12 protein-coding genes are annotated in these 17,840 nt (G+C 61.2%); 9 read left to right on the forward strand and 3 right to left on the reverse strand.

Going from position 1 to position 17,840, the window contains the following annotated elements:
* Positions 1 to 57: 57 nt before the first annotated feature.
* Positions 58 to 1,908, reverse strand: a complete 1,851-nt coding sequence (locus ACIP8I_RS04075) for a sigma-54-dependent Fis family transcriptional regulator (RefSeq protein ID WP_400758865.1) — start codon at positions 1,906 to 1,908, stop codon at positions 58 to 60.
* Between the two features lie 373 nt (positions 1,909 to 2,281).
* Here ACIP8I_RS04075 and ACIP8I_RS04080 point away from each other — a divergent pair, with 373 nt between their 5' ends.
* From ACIP8I_RS04080 to ACIP8I_RS04105, 6 genes are read left to right on the forward strand one after another with little or no spacing between them, the layout of a single operon-like run.
* A complete protein-coding gene (locus ACIP8I_RS04080) occupies positions 2,282 to 3,376 on the forward strand; it encodes an ABC transporter ATP-binding protein (protein WP_400758868.1) in 1,095 nt (364 codons plus the stop codon).
* Positions 3,376 to 4,485: an ABC transporter ATP-binding protein gene (locus tag ACIP8I_RS04085; RefSeq protein WP_400758871.1), complete on the forward strand. Its 1,110-nt coding sequence runs from the start codon at positions 3,376 to 3,378 to the stop codon at positions 4,483 to 4,485. Before ACIP8I_RS04080 ends, ACIP8I_RS04085 begins: the two co-directional genes overlap by 1 nt.
* Positions 4,482 to 5,348 carry a carbohydrate ABC transporter permease gene (locus tag ACIP8I_RS04090; RefSeq protein ID WP_007961995.1) on the forward strand — a complete coding sequence of 289 codons (867 nt, stop codon included), beginning with the start codon at positions 4,482 to 4,484 and terminating at the stop codon, positions 5,346 to 5,348. The genes ACIP8I_RS04085 and ACIP8I_RS04090 overlap by 4 nt, the downstream gene beginning before the upstream one ends.
* Positions 5,349 to 5,358: 10 nt before the next feature.
* The gene (locus ACIP8I_RS04095) at positions 5,359 to 6,159 is read left to right on the forward strand and encodes a carbohydrate ABC transporter permease (RefSeq protein WP_027614646.1); all 801 of its coding nucleotides are present in this window, start codon (positions 5,359 to 5,361) and stop codon (positions 6,157 to 6,159) included.
* 10 nt (positions 6,160 to 6,169) lie between these two features.
* Positions 6,170 to 6,442, forward strand: coding sequence for a DUF2160 domain-containing protein (locus ACIP8I_RS04100; protein WP_027614647.1), 273 nt, complete (start codon positions 6,170 to 6,172; stop codon positions 6,440 to 6,442).
* Between the two features lie 47 nt (positions 6,443 to 6,489).
* Positions 6,490 to 8,232, forward strand: a complete 1,743-nt coding sequence (locus tag ACIP8I_RS04105) for an ABC transporter substrate-binding protein (RefSeq protein ID WP_025108977.1) — start codon at positions 6,490 to 6,492, stop codon at positions 8,230 to 8,232.
* 417 nt (positions 8,233 to 8,649) lie between these two features.
* Here the strand turns inward: ACIP8I_RS04105 and ACIP8I_RS04110 are convergent, their stop codons facing one another.
* Positions 8,650 to 10,083 carry a heavy metal sensor histidine kinase gene (locus ACIP8I_RS04110; RefSeq protein ID WP_400758875.1) on the reverse strand — a complete coding sequence of 478 codons (1,434 nt, stop codon included), beginning with the start codon at positions 10,081 to 10,083 and terminating at the stop codon, positions 8,650 to 8,652.
* Positions 10,080 to 10,754 carry a heavy metal response regulator transcription factor gene (locus ACIP8I_RS04115; protein WP_003223767.1) on the reverse strand — a complete coding sequence of 225 codons (675 nt, stop codon included), beginning with the start codon at positions 10,752 to 10,754 and terminating at the stop codon, positions 10,080 to 10,082. Before ACIP8I_RS04115 ends, ACIP8I_RS04110 begins: the two co-directional genes overlap by 4 nt.
* 538 nt (positions 10,755 to 11,292) lie before the next feature.
* Here ACIP8I_RS04115 and ACIP8I_RS04120 point away from each other — a divergent pair.
* Genes ACIP8I_RS04120 through ACIP8I_RS04130 form a run of 3 tightly spaced genes read left to right on the forward strand, consistent with a single transcriptional unit; the run spans position 11,293 to position 16,946 of the window.
* Positions 11,293 to 12,540 (forward strand): TolC family protein, encoded by a 1,248-nt coding sequence (locus tag ACIP8I_RS04120; protein WP_400758878.1) that lies wholly within the window; start codon positions 11,293 to 11,295, stop codon positions 12,538 to 12,540.
* Between the two features lie 47 nt (positions 12,541 to 12,587).
* Complete coding sequence (locus ACIP8I_RS04125) at positions 12,588 to 13,781, forward strand: efflux RND transporter periplasmic adaptor subunit (protein ID WP_400758880.1); 1,194 nt, start codon at positions 12,588 to 12,590, stop codon at positions 13,779 to 13,781.
* A gap of 15 nt (positions 13,782 to 13,796) precedes the next feature.
* The gene (locus ACIP8I_RS04130) at positions 13,797 to 16,946 is read left to right on the forward strand and encodes a CusA/CzcA family heavy metal efflux RND transporter (protein WP_400758881.1); all 3,150 of its coding nucleotides are present in this window, start codon (positions 13,797 to 13,799) and stop codon (positions 16,944 to 16,946) included.
* The last annotated feature ends 894 nt before the right edge of the window (positions 16,947 to 17,840 follow it).

The following is a 17,840-nucleotide window of genomic DNA, read 5'->3' on the forward strand; positions in this document are numbered from 1 at the left end:
CCACGGTCGGCTCCCTCTCCCTCGGGAGAGGGCTGGGGTGAGGGGCAGGCGGTGCACTCATTCGCCAGGCTGGCGCAAGCGCTTGTACAGGGTATTTCGGCTAACCCCCAACCGCCGCGCCAGATGCGAAATATTGCCCCCGGCTGCTTTCAACTCCCGGTTCAACGCCTCCACATCATTCAGATCCAGCCCCAGCGGCTGCACGCTCTCCACCGGCTCCATCTCCAGATCGACAAAAAAATCATCCGGCAAATGCTCCGGCCGTACCGGTTGTTCCTCGGCCATCGCCAGCGCCACCTGCATCACGCTGCTGACCTGACGCAGATTTCCCGGCCATGGATGCCGCTCGAACAGCTCCAGCACTTCGTGGCTGAGCCCGGCCCATTGCGTCGGTTCGCGATGCTGTTCCCACAGGCGTTTGAACAGCGCTTCTTTGTCACTGCGCTCGCGCAGCGGCGGCAGTTCCAGGGTCAACCCTCCAATTCGATAGTACAAATCCTCGCGAAACCGCCCCAGTTGCACTTGCTCGCGTAAAGAGCGGTTGGTCGCCGAGATGATCCGCAGATCCACCGGGAACAACTCGCTGCTGCCCACCGGTTGCACACAGCGCTCCTGCAACACCCGCAACAGCCGCGCCTGAGTCGGCAGCGGCATGTCGCCGATTTCATCGAGAAACAGCGTGCCTTTGTCCGCCTTGCGGATCAGGCCGATGCTGCCTTTCTGGTTGGCGCCGGTGAACGCGCCTTTCTCATAGCCGAACAGTTCTGACTCCACCAGTTCGGCAGGGATCGCCGCGCAGTTGACGGCGATGAACGCCTGTTTGCTGCGCGAACTGGCCTGATGCAGGGCTTTGACAAAGACTTCCTTGCCGACGCCGGTTTCGCCGTGGATCAGCAGCGGGATGTCTTTTTCCAGCAGGCGTTCGGCCTGGCGCACGGCTTTCTCGACGCGGCTGTCGCCAAAGTGCAGGGAGTTGAGGCTGATCGTACCCGGCACTTTGAGCGGCGCTGCGGTGGGCTTGGGTTCGGCAAATACCCTTGGCTGAATCGGCGCTTGTTGCGGGCGCTTCAACAAGCACTGGAAGCGGTTGCGCCCCGAGGTCTGCAGGGAGAACGGCAAGCCGTCGGGCTGATTCATCAGTTCCAGCAACGACACGTTGAACAGGCTTTCGACACTGACCCGCGACAGGCGCACGCCGAGCAGATTGTCGGCCCGGCGATTGGCCGACAACACTTGTCCGCTCTCATCGAAAATCAGCAACCCCGCCCACTGACTGTCGAGGTTGTTCAACCCGGTGTTGAAGGTCAGTTGAAAGTGCTGGCCGTGGAACAGGTTGAGGATCAGCCGGTTCTCCACGGTCTGGCTCATCATCTTGACCATGCCCAGCGTGTGCGAGGGCGGCAGGTAACTGTCGCTGGACACGTCGAGCACCGCGATGACCTTGCGCTCGGCATCGAAAATCGGTGCGGCCGAGCCGGTCATGAAGCGGTTGGCCTTGAGAAAGTGCTCATCGTGCTCGATGTGCACCGCTTGTTCGCAGGCCAGCGCGGTGCCGATCGCATTGGTGCCGCTGCAGCGTTCCATCCAGCTCGCCCCGGCGCGAAAACCCCGAGCCAGGTTCGGCTCGATAAAACGCTGGGTGCCCCAGGATGTCAGCACCTGGCCCTGATGGTCGGCGAGCATGATCAGGCAATTGGAGTTGCTCAGGATGTTCTCGTAATACGGCAGCACTTCCTGATGGGTGGTCTGCACCAACGCGTGGTGCCGGTCGAGCAACTGCGCGATGCCGGCGGCGGGCAACTGATCGAAGGCCGGGGGGCTCTGATGGTTGAGACCGAAGGCGCGGCAACGTTGCCAGGAATTCTGGACGATCGCGTCGTGGGACAGCGGCGGGGCAGGTGCGGCCATGGTGGTGGGCCTCTGATGCAGCGTCTTTTATTGTTGTTATGGACCTAAATCCTGAGCAAAACACAGATCAACTGTGGGAGCGAGCTTGCTCGCGAAAGCGTCGTATCAGTCACCGAATCGGCTGAATGACACACCGCATTCGCGAGCAAGCTCGCTCCCACAGGATCTCCGGTGTTCACCGAAATGAGTTCATAGAGTGTTGTTCACTATTGTTCATTGTCAATCGCCCAACTGTTCAAATGTGTTCAGCAATGAACGCTCATTCCTCGCGTTTTCAGGCCTTTTCACGGCAAATCAACCACTTGCCATTTCTGGCACGAATGTCGCTCTGCTGCACAGGTCGCTTGACTCCAATAATAAAAAAGGCCGAGCCATGTCACTCACCCTGGAGCACGTCAGCCGTACCGTCGAGGGCCAGACCTGGATCGACGATGCCTGCCTGACATTCGAACCCGGATCCTTCAACGTTCTGCTCGGCCGCACGCTGTCCGGCAAGACCAGCCTGATGCGCCTGATGGCCGGTCTGGACAAGCCCGACAGCGGCCGCGTCCTGATGAACGGCGTCGATGTCACCCAGCGCCCGGTGCGCCTGCGCAACGTGTCGATGGTCTATCAGCAGTTCATCAATTACCCGACCATGACCGTGTTCGAGAACATCGCCTCGCCGCTGCGGCAGGCCGGTGTTGCCAAGGACGTCATCCACAGCAAAGTGTTGGAAACCGCGAAGATGCTGCGCATCGAGAAATTCCTGCAGCGCTATCCGCTGGAGCTTTCCGGCGGTCAGCAGCAGCGCACGGCGATGGCCCGGGCGCTGGTCAAGGATGCCGAGCTGATCCTGTTCGACGAGCCGCTGGTCAACCTCGACTACAAGCTGCGCGAAGAACTGCGTCAGGAAATGCGCGAGCTGTTCAAACTGCGCCACACCATCGCGATCTACGCCACCACCGAACCCAACGAAGCGTTGGCGCTGGGCGGCACCACGACGATTCTGCACGAGGGCCGGGTGATTCAGAGCGGCCCGTCGACCTCGGTCTACCACCAGCCGCAAACGGTGCTGGCGGCAGAGTTGTTCTCCGAACCGCCGATCAACCTGATGCCGGGGCGCATCGCCGGCAACGAAGTCAGCTTTGCCAATTTCGTGCACTTCCCGCTGAACGTCGATCTGCGCCCGGTGGGCGAGGGCGAGTTTCGCTTTGGCGTGCGCCCCAGCCATATCTCGCTGGTGCCGAGCAACGATGACGATCTGGAGCTGGCGGTCACCGTCGAAGTGGCGGAGATCAGCGGCTCGGAAACCTTCCTGCACGTGCGCAACGAACATTTCCTGCTGGTGCTGCACCTGCCGGGGGTTCACGAATACGACGTCGATGCGCCGATCCGCATCTACATCCCGACTCACAAACTGTTCGTGTTCGATGCGCAGGGCCGTCTGGTGCAGGCACCGGGTCAACGTGTCGCGAGGGTCGCCTGATGGCCGAAATCCGTTTGCAGCACCTCGCCCACAGCTACAGCAAAACCCCGAGCGGGCCTGACGATTACGCGATCCGCGAGATGGACCACATCTGGGAACAGGGCGGCGCCTATGCCTTGCTCGGCCCATCAGGCTGCGGCAAATCGACCTTGCTCAACATCATTTCCGGCCTGCTCAGCCCTTCGCAAGGGCATGTGTTGTTCGATGGCAAAGCAGTCAACGACCTGACCCCGGAGAAGCGCAACATCGCCCAGGTGTTCCAGTTCCCGGTGGTCTACGACACCATGACCGTGTTCGATAACCTGGCTTTCCCCTTGAGAAATCAGGGCATGGCCGAGGCGAAAGTGCACAGCAAGGTGCAGGAAATCGCTGAAGTCCTTGACCTGCAAAACCTGTTGAGCAAGAAGGCGCGCAACCTCACCGCTGACGAAAAACAGAAAGTCTCCATGGGCCGTGGTCTGGTGCGTGACGACGTCTCGGCGATCCTTTTCGACGAACCGCTGACGGTGATCGACCCGCATCTGAAATGGAAGCTGCGGCGCAAGCTCAAGCAGATCCACGAGCAGTTCAACATCACCATGGTCTACGTCACCCACGATCAGCTCGAAGCCTCGACCTTCGCCGACAAGATCGCGGTGATGTACGGCGGGCAGATCGTGCAGTTCGGCACGCCGCGGGAACTGTTCGAACGGCCGAGCCACACCTTTGTCGGCTACTTCATCGGCAGCCCGGGAATGAACCTGATCGACGTGGTCCCGCAACCGGGCGGGGTCGGTTTCGCTTCGACGCACCTGCCACTGTCCGACGCCTTGCAACGGCATATCGAACACGGCCAGTGGAAAAATCTGAAGGTCGGCATCCGCCCGGAGTTCATCCATGTCTGGGACGAGCCGTTTGACGAGGCGATGCAGGCGCGGGTGGTTCACGTCGAAGACCTCGGCACCTACAAGATCCTCACCCTCGACCTCGACGGCGCGCCGCTGAAGGTGCGTCTGGCCGAAGACAAACCGGTGCCGCAGGGCACGGCGTATATCAGTTTTCCGGCGCAGTGGCTGATGGTCTATGCCGATGAGTTTCTGCTTGAAGCCGGTGATGAGGTGCAGCCATGAACAAGGTGCAGAACAACAAGGCCTGGTGGCTGGTGTTGCCGGTGTTTCTGCTGGTGGCGTTCAGCGCGGTGATCCCGATGATGACCGTGGTCAACTATTCGGTGCAGGACATTTTCGACCAGTCCAGCCGCTACTTCGTCGGCGCCGACTGGTACAAACAGGTGCTGCTCGATCCGCGTCTGCATGACTCGTTGCTGCGTCAGTTCATTTATTCGGCGTGCGTGCTGTTGATCGAAATTCCGTTGGGTATCGCCGTCGCCCTGACCATGCCGACCAAGGGCCGCTGGTCGTCGGTGGTGCTGATCATTCTTGCGATTCCGTTGCTAATCCCGTGGAACGTGGTCGGCACCATCTGGCAGATCTTCGGCCGCGCCGATATCGGCCTGCTCGGGTCAAGCCTGAATGCGCTGGGCATCAGCTACAACTACGCGGCCAACACCATGGACGCCTGGGTGACGGTGCTGGTGATGGACGTCTGGCACTGGACTTCGCTGGTGGCGCTCCTGTGTTTTTCCGGGCTGCGGGCGATTCCCGACGTGTATTACCAGGCGGCGCGGATCGACCGCGCCTCGGCCTGGGCAGTGTTCAGGCACATCCAGTTGCCGAAGTTGAAAAGCGTGCTGCTGATCGCGGTGATGTTGCGCTTCATGGACAGTTTCATGATCTACACCGAGCCGTTCGTGCTCACCGGCGGCGGGCCGGGCAATGCCACAACCTTCTTGAGTCAGACCTTGACCCAGATGGCGGTCGGCCAATTCGATCTCGGTCCGGCAGCGGCGTTCTCGCTGGTGTACTTCCTGATCATCCTGCTGGTCTCGTGGCTGTTCTACACCGCCATGACCCATTCCGACGCCAACCGCTGAGGGCCCGGCCATGAGCAAAAGAAAGCTTATCCCATTGCTGGTGTACATCCTGTTCCTGCTGGTGCCGATCTACTGGCTGTTGAACATGTCGTTCAAGAGCAACACCGAAATCCTCGGCGGACTGACCCTGTTTCCGCAGGACTTCACCTGGCACAACTACAAGGTGATTTTCACCGACCCGAGCTGGTACACCGGTTATCTCAATTCGCTGTATTACGTCAGCCTGAACACGGTGATCTCGCTGAGTGTGGCGCTGCCGGCGGCGTACGCGTTTTCGCGCTATCGCTTCCTCGGCGACAAGCATCTGTTCTTCTGGCTGCTGACCAACCGCATGGCGCCGCCGGCGGTGTTTCTGTTGCCGTTCTTCCAGCTCTATTCGTCGATCGGGCTGTTCGACACGCACATCGCCGTGGCGCTGGCGCACTGCCTGTTCAACGTGCCGCTGGCGGTGTGGATTCTTGAAGGCTTCATGTCCGGCGTGCCCAAGGAAATCGACGAAACCGCCTACATCGACGGCTACAGCTTTCCCAAGTTCTTCGTGAAGATTTTCATCCCGCTGATCGGCTCCGGCATCGGCGTCACGGCGTTCTTCTGCTTCATGTTTTCCTGGGTCGAACTGCTGCTGGCGCGCACGCTGACCTCGGTCAACGCCAAGCCGATTGCCGCGGTGATGACGCGCACGGTTTCCGCTTCGGGCATCGACTGGGGCGTGCTGGCGGCGGCGGGGGTGTTGACGATCCTGCCGGGCATGCTGGTGATCTGGTTTGTTCGCAACCACGTGGCCAAGGGCTTTGCTCTGGGTCGGGTCTGAGGAACGCATGATGGAATGGATGAGCTGGACCACCCCCACGGCGGGGTTCTTTATCGCCATCGGCCTGTTGCTGGTGGGCATGACCACCTGGGAATTGCGCTCGCCGAGCATCCTGCGGCGCGGTTTTCTGCCGATTGCCACCACCCGTGGCGATCGCTTGTTCATCGGTCTTCTCGGCAGCGCCTACCTGCATCTGCTGGTAATCGGCGTCACCGACTGGAGCATCTGGGTAGCGTCCGCGCTGTCTCTGGTGTGGCTGTTGGTTGTGATGCGCTGGGGCTAGTCGAGTCGCTCGGCAATCGTGCTCCGTAACTCAAACTGGAGGTCTCTATGTTCGACAAAAACAATAAGCTGCGACATAGCATTTCATTGGCAGCCATGCTGGCACTCAGCGGTTTGAGCGCATCTGCCTGGGCCGATGCCTACGAAGACGCGGCGAAAAAATGGATCGGCAGCGAGTTCAAGCCGTCGACCCTGACGGCCGATCAGCAACTCGAAGAACTGAAGTGGTTCATCAAGGCCGCCGAGCCGTTTCGTGGCATGGAAATCAAAGTGGTTTCCGAGACTCTGACCACCCACGAATACGAGTCGAAAGTGCTGGCCAAGGCCTTCACCGAAATCACCGGGATCAAGCTCACCCACGACCTGCTGCAAGAAGGCGACGTGGTGGAAAAAATGCAGACGGTGATGCAGTCGGACAAGAACATCTACGACGGCTGGGTCAACGACTCGGACTTGATCGGCACGCACTTTCGCTACGGCAAGACCGAATCGATCACCGACCTGATGGCCAACGAAGGCAAGAACTTTACCTCACCGACCCTCGACATCAAGGACTTCATTGGCATCTCGTTCACCACCGCGCCGGACGGCAAGATTTATCAGTTGCCCGACCAGCAGTTCGCCAACCTGTACTGGTTCCGCGCCGACTGGTTCGAACGCGCCGATCTGAAAGCCAAGTTCAAGGAAAAGTACGGCTACGAATTGGGCGTGCCGGTGAACTGGTCGGCCTATGAAGACATCGCCAAATTCTTCAGCGAAGACGTCAAGGAAATCGACGGCAAGCGCGTCTACGGCCACATGGACTACGGCAAGAAAGACCCGTCGCTCGGCTGGCGTTTCACCGATGCCTGGTTCTCCATGGCCGGGGGCGGCGACAAGGGTTTGCCTAACGGCTTGCCGGTGGACGAGTGGGGGATTCGCGTCGAGGACTGCCATCCGGTCGGTTCCAGCGTGACCCGCGGCGGCGACACCAACGGCCCGGCGGCAGTGTTCGCCACGCAGAAATACGTCGATTGGCTCAAGGCCTACGCGCCACCGGAAGCGGCGGGCATGACCTTCTCCGAGTCCGGCCCGGTGCCGTCGCAGGGCAACATCGCTCAGCAGATCTTCTGGTACACCGCGTTCACTGCCGACATGACCAAACCGGGCCTGCCGGTGGTCAACGCCGACGGCACACCGAAATGGCGCATGGCGCCGTCGCCGCGCGGGCCGTATTGGGAGGAGGGCATGAAGCTCGGCTATCAGGATGTGGGTTCGTGGACGTTCATGAAATCCACGCCTGAGAAACAGAAGCTCGCGGCGTGGCTGTACGCGCAGTTCGTCACCTCGAAAACCGTGTCGCTGAAGAAAACCATCGTCGGCCTGACACCGATCCGCGAGTCGGACATCAACTCGCAGGCGATGACCGATCTGGCGCCGAAACTCGGTGGTCTGGTCGAGTTTTACCGCAGCCCGGCCCGCGTACAATGGACCCCGACCGGCACCAACGTGCCGGACTATCCGCGCCTGGCGCAGCTGTGGTGGAGCCACATCGCCGAAGCGGCCAGCGGCGAGAAGACTCCGCAACAGGCGCTGGACGGCCTGGCCAAGGATCAGGACGCAATCATGACCCGCCTCGAACGCTCCAAGGCCCAAGCGGTGTGCGCCCCGAAAATGAACCCGGAACGCGACGCGCAATACTGGTTCGACCAACCGGGCGCACCGAAACCGAAACTGGCCAACGAGAAGCCGAAGGGCGAGACCGTGAGCTACAACGAACTGCTGAAATCGTGGGCGGATGCGCGTAAGTAAAAGCTGAAATGTGAAAAGCGAACGGCACCGAAAGGTGCCGTTTTTTTTGTTGCCTGATCTACCGTAATCGCTTGCAGGCAAGCTCCCACAGGTTTCAGTGGTGTCCACAAATTCAGAGTGCGCCTGGAACCACTGTGGGAGCTGGCTTGCCAGCGATAGCGGTGTGTCAAAAAAATAAGGATGTGACTGACCCGCCGTCATCGCTGGCAAGCCAGCTCCCACAAGTTTGCGTGTCGTCCAAAAAACTCAAAAACACCCCGATCCCTGTAGGAGCTGCCGCAGGCTGCGATCTTTTGATTCTGATCTTCAAAGGCTAAGGCAAAAGATCGCAGCCTGCGGCAGCTCCTACAGGACACCGGTCAATGCCAGCTTCATGCTTGGTATCAAGCATGGCGTCAGGCCCGAGTACACCGCGATTCACTGTGGGAGCTTGCCTGCAAGCGATGGGGCCATGGGTGTCGCCGCGGGAAAACCGAGGCGAAATACGGTCATGACACCTGGCAAGCTCTTCACCTCCGCTACTCCCTGATGCAGGCTCATGATCGAGCGCACGATCGCCAGCCCCAGCCCGGTGCTGCCCTGCGAGCGCGAACGGGCGCTGTCGACGCGGTAGAAGCGGTCGAACAGGTGCGGCAGGTGCTGCGCCTCGATGCCGGCGCCGGGATTGCTCACCAGCAGTGACGCCTGCGTTGCGCCTTGCTCGATCAGCAAGGTGATGGTTTTGCCGTTCGGGCAATGGCGCAGCGCGTTGGACAGCAGATTCGAAATCGCCCGCTGAATCATCAGCCGATCGCCCAGCACCGATGCGCTGCCAACAACATTCAAATGAATCTGCTTGTCCTGCGCCGCCAGCGAAAACATCTCCGCGACCTTCGCCGCTTCCGCCTCCAGCGCCACCGCTTCAAACGGCGCCAGTGCCGACGGATGACTGACCTGCGCGAGAAACAGCATGTCCGAGACAATCCGCGCCACGCGTTCCAGCTCCTCGGTACACGACACGAGCACGTCCTGGTATTCCTCACTCGTGCGTTCGCGAGACAGCGTCACCTGGGCCTTGCCCATCAGGTTGTTGATCGGCGTGCGCAGCTCATGGGCGAGATCATCGGAGAACTGCGACAACTGCTGCACCCCGGCATCGAGGCGATGCAGCATGAAGTTGATGCCCTGCGCCAGTTCGCTCAACTCCTGCGGCATGTTCACCACCGACAGCCGATGCTCCAGATCCTGCGTCGAGACCCTCGCCGCCACTTTGCGAAACTCGCGCAGCGGCGCCAGTCCGCGCTGCACTGCGCCCCACGCTGTCAGACCAATGAATACCAGCAGCAACGGCAGGGCGATCAGCGTCGAACGCAGATAGGCGCTGAGCAAGGCTTGATCATGCGCGTTGTCCATCGACAGCAGCACCGGCACGCTGCTGCCGTCCTTGAGCCGAATCAATTTCGACGCGGTAAGGAACTTCGCGCCCTCGTCATCGCTGCTGTCGCTATAGGCCAACTGCTCGGTAGTGCCTCGCACCGCACGCAATTCGGCGCGCGGATCCTTCAGCCCTGAGCCGGATTTGAGCAGCGGCGAACGCAGGTTCGAGCGGTCATAAATCGTCAGCGTCAGGTTGTCGTGGCCCATGACCTGATCGAGCAGAATGTGCGGCTTGCCACTGACTTCGTTGGCGTCGACGTACAGCGACAGGCTGTGTTCCACCTGCGCCATCTTCTTTTCCAGGCTGTCGCGCGACAGCGCATTCAGCTCATGGGTCAGGGCGAAATAGGCGAGGATCGCCAGAAACACCACCAACAGCGCGCCGAGAATACTCACGGTCAAACCGAGGCGCATCGACAGGCTGGCCGGCTTCATTCCCGCGCCTCCAGCACGTAGCCGACACCGCGCAGGGTGTGGATCAGCTTGTTGTCGAACGGGTCATCGATTTTCGCCCGCAAGCGCCGGATCGACACTTCGACCACGTTGGTGTCGCAGTCGAAATTCATGTCCCATACCAGCGAGATGATCTGCGTACGGGTCAGCACCTCGCCGGACTGGCGCATCAGCAAATGCAGCAGGGCGAATTCCTTGGTGGTCAGGTCGATGCGCTGCTCGCCACGAAACGCCCGATGCCGGCCCGGATCAAGCTCCAGATCAGCGACTTTCAACACCTGCGGCACTGGAATGTTTTCGCTGCGGCGCATCAAGGTGCGGACCCGCGCCAGCAATTCGGGAAACTCGAACGGCTTGACCAGATAGTCATCGGCGCCCAGATCCAGCCCACGGATCTTGTCTGCCAGACGCCCGCGCGCGGTGAGCATCATCACCCGCGTCGAGTGGGTGCGGCGCAGTTGTTCCAGCACGCCCCAGCCGTCCAGTTCCGGCAAGTTCACGTCGAGAATGATCAGGTCATAGGCCTGCTGTTGCGCCAGATGCAATCCATCGGCACCGGTGGCGGCGTGGTCAACGATATAACCACTTTCGGTCAAACCCTGATGCAAGTATTCGGCAGCTTTAAGCTCGTCCTCGACGACAAGGATTCGCATGATCTATCACCACTTTTATTTAATGGATATTTAATTAAGGCAACCCCTCACCCTAACCCTCTCCCCGAGGGAGAGGGGACTGAATGCGGGATATTTCAGAGCTACGCCAACGTGAAAAAACTTTACTGAATCCATAATCGACTTGATGTAACAGGTCGATAAATAACGCGAGACACTTCGGTCGGCTCCCTCTCCCCCCGGGAGAGGGCTGGGGTGAGGGGATGTCCGTGACGATAAAGGTTGTAGCGGCTACAGGGTCAACAACCCGATGCTTTAAACCGGGGCTGTGCGACAGTCCGCCGCAGCGCGGAACACAGGATTCTCGTAAGTTTGATTCCGACAAGTGCTGTTCAGCAGATAACTACCGTGTTTTTGTTTCGATGTGTTTCGATAACTCCGTTTGCACTTCGCATCCTAGAACAAAACAACTTTGCTGAACCGTGGATAACGGATTTGTAATGTTCCAGTCACCTTGTCGATAAGTTCAAAACCCTAACGTGGCGGCATCGAAAAATCCTGAATTAAAGGAAGTCCCCCATTGCCCGGTGTAATTGAACTGACGGCGCGATCACGCCTGAACAAAACCGCCAGCGGCCTCTTGTTGCTGGCGTGCACCAGCCTTGCGAGCGCCTCGACCCTGACCCTTGATCAGGCGCTGCAAAGTGCCTTCGCCGGCAACCCCGATCTCGCCGCCGCGCAGTGGGAAATCGGCATTGCCGAGGGCGACCGCCAACAGGCTGGACTGATCCCCAATCCCGAGGTGTCGTGGGAGGCCGAAGACACCCGGCGCAACTCCCGCACCACCACGCTGATGCTCAGCCAGCCGATTGAGCTGGGCGGCAAACGCGGCGCGCGCATCGATGTCGCCAGCCGTGCGCAGGACGCCGCCGGCATCGAACTGGAGCGCAAGCGCAATGCCTTGCGCGCCGATGTGATTCAGGCGTTCAACAGTGCGCAAACCGCGCAGCAGCGCTTGCAGTTGTCGCGTCAGTCGCTGCAACTGGCCGAGCACGGTGTGCGCGTTGCTCAGGGGCGGATCGAGGCCGGTAAATCGTCGCCGGTCGAAGGCACGCGAGCACAGGTGCAGCTCTCCGAAGTGCGCCTGGAGGTGAGTCGCGCCGAGCGCGATCAGGCCAACGCCTATCAGCAACTGGCGCAAGTCATGGGCGCACCGTTGCCGACCTCGACCAACGTGCAAGCCGCCACGCCAAACCTCGCCACGCTGCCGCCGCCCGGCCGTTTGCTCGAGCGTCTGAACCAGACCGCCGAACTGCGTCTGGCGAAACTGCAGATCGATCAGCGCGAAGCCTCGTTGGGCCTGGAAAAGTCCCAGCGCATTCCCGACCTGACCGTGAGCATCGGCAGCCAGTACAGCGAAACCGAGCGTGAGCGGGTCAACGTGGTCGGGCTGTCGATGCCGATTCCGCTGTTCAACCGCAATCAGGGCAACGTGCTCGCCGCTGCACGTCGCACCGATCAGGCGCGGGATCTGCGCAACGCCACCGAGCTGCGCTTGCGCACCGAAGTCCAGACCAGCCTCGAGCAATGGCAGACCGCCAACGGCGAGGTCAACGCGTTCAACCAAACCATCCTGCCGGCTGCGCAAAGTGCGGTGGACAGCGCCACCCGTGGTTTCGAAATGGGCAAGTTCGGCTTCCTCGACGTACTCGACGCCCAGCGCACCCTGATCGCCGCGCGCAGCCAATACATCCAGGCCGTCAGCGAGGCGACCGACGCCCGCGTGCGCCTCGAACGGATCTTCGGCGACCTCAGCGTCGGCCCTTGAATTTCATTTTCAGACAACTGCGCGAAGCACGGCGCAGAGGAGTTTCCATGGATAAAAAACTGATGGTGGTCGCGGTGGCGACCCTGGCGCTGGGCATTGGCATCGGTTCGATGTGGCCGGCCAATTCAAATCTCGACGCGCATGCCGATGAGGCTTCCGAACATGCCGATCACGCCGAGGAGGGCGCTGGCGCCGAAGGCGAACATGCCGAAGAAGGCCACATCGAATTGAACGCCGAGCAGATCGCGGCAGCGGGCATTCAACTGGCCGAGGCGCGGGCGCAGAGCATCAGTCTGGGCCTGTCGTTCCCCGGCGAAGTACGCTTCGACGAGGACCGCACGGCGCACGTCGTACCGCGTGTGCCGGGGGTGGTCGAGTCGGTGGCGGTCAACCTCGGGCAAGCGGTGAAGAAGGGCCAGTTGCTGGCGGTGATCGCCAGTCAGCAGATTTCCGATCAGCGCAGCGAACAGGCCGCCGCACAACGGCGCTTGGCGTTGGCGCGCACCACCTACGAGCGCGAGAAAAAACTCTGGCAGGACAAGATCTCCGCCGAGCAGGATTTCCTCCAGGCCAGGCAGGCGTTGGAAGAGGCGGAAATCGCCATGAACAACGCCCGGCAAAAAATCAGCGTGCTCAGCGGCAGTGTGGTCGCCACCGGCGGCAATCGCTACGAATTGCGCGCACCGTTCGACGGCGTGGTGGTGGAAAAACACCTGACGCCGGGCGAGGTGGTCGATGAAACCACGGCGGCGTTTACCCTTTCGGACTTGTCTCGCGTGTGGGTCACGTTCGGCGTTTCACCCAAGGATCTGACCAAGGTGCAGGTGGGCAAACCTGTGACTGTCAGCGCGCCTGAGTTAAAGGCCGAAGTGACCGGCAGCGTGGCGTACGTCGGCAGCCTGCTCGGCGAACAAACCCGCACCGCGACCGTACGCGTGACCCTGGAAAACCCGCAGGGCTCGTGGCGCCCGGGGCTGTTCGTCACCGCGCGGGTCGCCACTGAGAGCCGCCTGGCCAAAGTCGCCGTGCCGGAAACCGCGATCCAGACCGTCGAGGACAAACCCACGGTGTTCGTGCGTACCGAAGACGGCTTCAAGGCGCAGGCGGTGGAGCTGGGCAGCCGCGCCGCCGGCCACGTCGAAGTCACCCAAGGGCTGGAACCGGGCGTGCAAGTCGCCAGCGCCGGCAGCTTCGTCCTCAAGTCGGAGCTGGGCAAAGCCTCGGCCGAGCACAGTCATTAATTCTGGAAGGTCCCCATGTTCGAACGCTTGATCCGGTTTGCCATTGAGCAGCGCATCATCGTGCTGCTCGCCGTTCTGCTCATGGCCGGCCTCGGCATCGCCAGTTATCAGAAACTGCCGATCGACGCCGTGCCCGACATCACCAATGTCCAGGTGCAGATCAACACCGGCGCCGCCGGGTTCTCGCCGCTGGAAACCGAGCAGCGCATCACCTTCCCGATTGAAACCGCGATGGCCGGCTTGCCGGCGCTGGAGCAGACCCGTTCGCTGTCGCGCTCCGGGCTGTCGCAGGTCACGGTGATCTTCAAGGACGGCACCGACCTGTTCTTCGCCCGCCAACTGGTCAACGAGCGTCTGCAGATCGCCAAAGAGCAATTGCCCGAAGGCGCGGAAGCGGTGATGGGGCCGATCTCCACCGGTCTCGGCGAGATCTTTCTGTGGACGGTCGAGGCGAAGGAGGGCGCGTTGAAGGACGACGGCAGCGCCTACACGCCGACCGATCTGCGGGTGATTCAGGACTGGATCATCAAGCCGCAATTGCGCAACGTACCGGGGGTGGCGGAGATCAATACCATCGGCGGGTTTGCCAAGGAATATCAGATCGCGCCCGATCCGAAACGCCTTGCCGCGTACAAGCTCACCCTCACCGATCTGATCACCGCGCTGGAGCGCAACAACGCCAACGTCGGCGCCGGCTACATCGAGCGCAGCGGCGAGCAGTTGCTGATCCGCGCGCCGGGGCAAGTGGCGAGCACCGAGGACATCGCCAACATCGTCATGGCCAATGTCGACGGCACGCCGATCCGGGTGAAGAACGTCGCCAGCGTGGAAATCGGCCGCGAACTGCGCAGCGGTGCGGCCACCGAAAACGGTCGTGAAGTGGTGCTCGGCACGGTGTTCATGCTGATTGGCGAGAACAGCCGCACCGTTTCACAGGCAGTCGCCAGCAAGCTCGAACAGATCAACAAATCCCTGCCGCCAGGCGTGATCGCCGTGCCGGTGTATGACCGCACGCACCTGGTCGACAAAGCCATCGCCACGGTGAAAAAGAACCTGATCGAAGGCGCGATTCTGGTGATCGCGATTCTGTTCCTGTTCCTCGGCAACATCCGCGCCGCGTTGATCACGGCGATGGTGATTCCGCTGTCGATGCTGTTCACCTTCACCGGCATGTTCAGCAACAAGGTCAGCGCCAACCTGATGAGCCTCGGCGCGCTGGACTTCGGGATCATCGTCGACGGCGCGGTGGTGATCGTCGAGAACACCCTGCGCCGGTTGGCTCACGCGCAGCAGCACCACGGCCGCTTGCTGACCCGTGCCGAGCGTTTCAAGGAAGTCTTCGCCGCGGCGAAAGAGGCGCGGCGACCGCTGATTTTCGGCCAGTTGATCATCATGGTGGTGTACCTGCCGATCTTCGCGTTGAGCGGTGTTGAAGGGAAAATGTTCCACCCGATGGCGTTCACTGTGGTCATCGCTTTGCTCGGTGCGATGCTGCTGTCGGTGACCTTCGTCCCGGCGGCGATTGCGCTGTTCGTCACCGGCAAGGTCAAGGAAGAAGAGGGCGCGGTGATGCGCGGCGCACGTCGGGTGTATGCGCCGGCGCTGGCCTGGGTCATGGCCCATCGCACGGTTGCGGTAGGCGCGGCGTTGGCTGTGATCGTATTCAGCGGCGTGCTCACCAGCCGTATGGGCAGCGAGTTTGTGCCGAGCCTCAGTGAGGGTGATTTTGCCCTGCAAGCACTGCGCGTGCCGGGCACCAGCCTGACGCAATCGGTGGACATGCAGCAGCGTCTGGAGACCCTGATACTCAACAAAGTGCCAGAGGTTGAACGGGTGTTCGCTCGCACCGGCACGGCGGAAATCGCCTCCGATCCGATGCCGCCGAACATCTCCGACAGCTACGTGATGCTTAAGCCGAAGGATCAATGGCCGGACCCGAACAAGTCCCGCGAAACCCTGATGGCCGAGCTGCAAGCCGCTGCCGCGACGCTGCCGGGCAGCAACTATGAACTGTCGCAGCCGATTCAGTTGCGCTTCAACGAACTGATCTCCGGCGTGCGCAGCGATGTCGCGGTGAAGGTGTTCGGCGATGACATGGACGTGCTCAACGCCACCGCGGCGAAGATCGCGGCGGCAATGCAGAAGGTCAACGGCGCCTCTGAAGTGAAGATCGAGCAGACCACCGGGCTGCCGGTGCTGACCATCAATATCGATCGCGACAAGGCGGCGCGTTATGGCCTCAACGTTGGCGATGTGCAGGACACCATCGCCGTCGCAGTGGGGGGACGGCAGGCTGGCACTTTGTACGAGGGTGATCGGCGCTTCGACATGGTGGTGCGCTTGTCCGATGCCATGCGCAAGGATATCGACGGTTTGTCGGCGTTGCTGATTCCGGTGCCGGCGCTGAGTGGCGCGGCGAACCAGATCGGGTTTATCGCACTGAAGGACGTCGCCAGCCTCGATCTGGTGCTCGGGCCGAACCAGGTCAGCCGCGAAAACGGCAAGCGTCTGGTGATCGTCAGCGCCAACGTGCGCGGGCGCGATATCGGTTCGTTCGTCAGCGAGGCGGGTGCGCTGATCGAGCGCGAGGTGCAGGTGCCGGCCGGTTACTGGACCAGTTGGGGCGGGCAGTTCGAGCAACTGCAATCGGCGGCCAAGCGCTTGCAGATCGTGGTGCCGGTGGCGTTGCTGCTGGTGTTCGGGTTGCTGTTCATGATGTTTAACAATTTGAAGGACGGCTTGCTGGTGTTTACCGGGATTCCGTTTGCCTTGACCGGCGGGGTGATGGCGCTGTGGCTGCGGGACATTCCGTTGTCGATTTCCGCTGGCGTGGGGTTTATCGCGTTGTCCGGGGTGGCGGTGCTCAATGGGTTGGTGATGATTGCGTTCATTCGCAATTTGCGCGAGGAGGGACGGTCACTGGCGGAGGCGATCAACGTCGGTGCACTGACCCGCTTGCGACCGGTGTTGATGACCGCGCTGGTGGCGTCGCTGGGGTTTATTCCGATGGCGCTGGCGACGGGCACCGGCGCCGAAGTGCAGCGGCCGCTGGCGACGGTGGTGATCGGCGGGATTCTGTCCTCGACGATTCTCACCTTGCTGATCTTGCCGGCGCTGTACCAGATCGCCCATCGCCGGGATGAGGACATCACACCTATCCAATAGAACAACCCCAAACCCTGTGGCGAGGGAGCTTGCTCCCGCTGGACTGCGCAGCAGGCCGCGCTTTTTCTCAAGAAGAGCGAGGGCCGCTGCGCGCCCCAGCGGGAGCAAGCTCCCTCGCCACAAGGTATTCTCGGGCCTGACATGACGTTGCTGATCTTGCCGGCGCTGTACCAGATCGCCCATCGCCGGGATGAGGACCCGACACCTGCCTGATAGAACAACCCCAAACCCTGTGGCGAGGGAGCTTGCTCGCGCTGGACTGCGCAGCAGGCCGCGCTTTTTCATAGGAAGAGCGAGGGCCGCTGCGCGCCCCGGCGGGAGCAAGCTCCCTCGCCACAAGGTATTTCTCGGGCCTGACATGACGTTGCTGATCTTGCCGGCGCTGTACCAAATCGCCCATCGCCGGGATGAGGACGTCACACCTATCCAATAGACAACCCCAAACCCTGTGGCGAGGGAGCTTGCTCGCGCTGGACTGCGCAGCAGGCCGCGCTTTTTCAAAGGAAGAGCGAGGGCCGCTGCGCGCCCCAGCGGGAGCAAGCTCCCTCGCCACAAGGTATTTCTCGGGCCTGACATGACGTTGCTGATCTTGCCGGCGCTGTACCAGATCGCCCATCGCCGGGATGAGGACGACACACCTATCCAATAGAACAACCTCAAACCCTGTGGCGAGGGAGCTTGCTCGCGCTGGACTGCGCAGCAGGCCGCGCTTTTTCAAAGGAAGAGCGAGGGCCGCTGCGCGCCCCGGCGGGAGCAAGCTCCCTCGCCACGGTTATTTCTCTGGCCGGAAACTCTCGGCGTAGCTGCCGCGCCTGGCACATTACGAATCTGTAATTCCCCCGCCACCGTCACGAAAGGTGCGCCTTGTTACCTTGATTCCGTCAGTTACTTAAA

Source organism: Pseudomonas sp. NPDC088414 (assembly GCF_044753325.1).
Taxonomy (GTDB): domain Bacteria; phylum Pseudomonadota; class Gammaproteobacteria; order Pseudomonadales; family Pseudomonadaceae; genus Aquipseudomonas.

Bases quoted from the DNA above. Each gene is read 5' to 3' on its own strand.
- ACIP8I_RS04090 (WP_007961995.1), top strand. From the start codon at position 4,482: ATGAACAAGGTGCAGAACAACAAGGCCTGGTGGCTGGTGTTGCCGGTG.
- ACIP8I_RS04100 (WP_027614647.1), top strand. From the start codon at position 6,170: ATGGAATGGATGAGCTGGACCACCCCCACGGCGGGGTTCTTTATCGCC.
- ACIP8I_RS04085 (WP_400758871.1), top strand. From the start codon at position 3,376: ATGGCCGAAATCCGTTTGCAGCACCTCGCCCACAGCTACAGCAAAACC.
- ACIP8I_RS04075 (WP_400758865.1), bottom strand. From the start codon at position 1,908: ATGGCCGCACCTGCCCCGCCGCTGTCCCACGACGCGATCGTCCAGAAT.
- ACIP8I_RS04130 (WP_400758881.1), top strand. From the start codon at position 13,797: ATGTTCGAACGCTTGATCCGGTTTGCCATTGAGCAGCGCATCATCGTG.
- ACIP8I_RS04095 (WP_027614646.1), top strand. From the start codon at position 5,359: ATGAGCAAAAGAAAGCTTATCCCATTGCTGGTGTACATCCTGTTCCTG.
- ACIP8I_RS04110 (WP_400758875.1), bottom strand. From the start codon at position 10,083: ATGAAGCCGGCCAGCCTGTCGATGCGCCTCGGTTTGACCGTGAGTATT.
- ACIP8I_RS04105 (WP_025108977.1), top strand. From the start codon at position 6,490: ATGTTCGACAAAAACAATAAGCTGCGACATAGCATTTCATTGGCAGCC.
- ACIP8I_RS04115 (WP_003223767.1), bottom strand. From the start codon at position 10,754: ATGCGAATCCTTGTCGTCGAGGACGAGCTTAAAGCTGCCGAATACTTG.
- ACIP8I_RS04080 (WP_400758868.1), top strand. From the start codon at position 2,282: ATGTCACTCACCCTGGAGCACGTCAGCCGTACCGTCGAGGGCCAGACC.
- ACIP8I_RS04125 (WP_400758880.1), top strand. From the start codon at position 12,588: ATGGATAAAAAACTGATGGTGGTCGCGGTGGCGACCCTGGCGCTGGGC.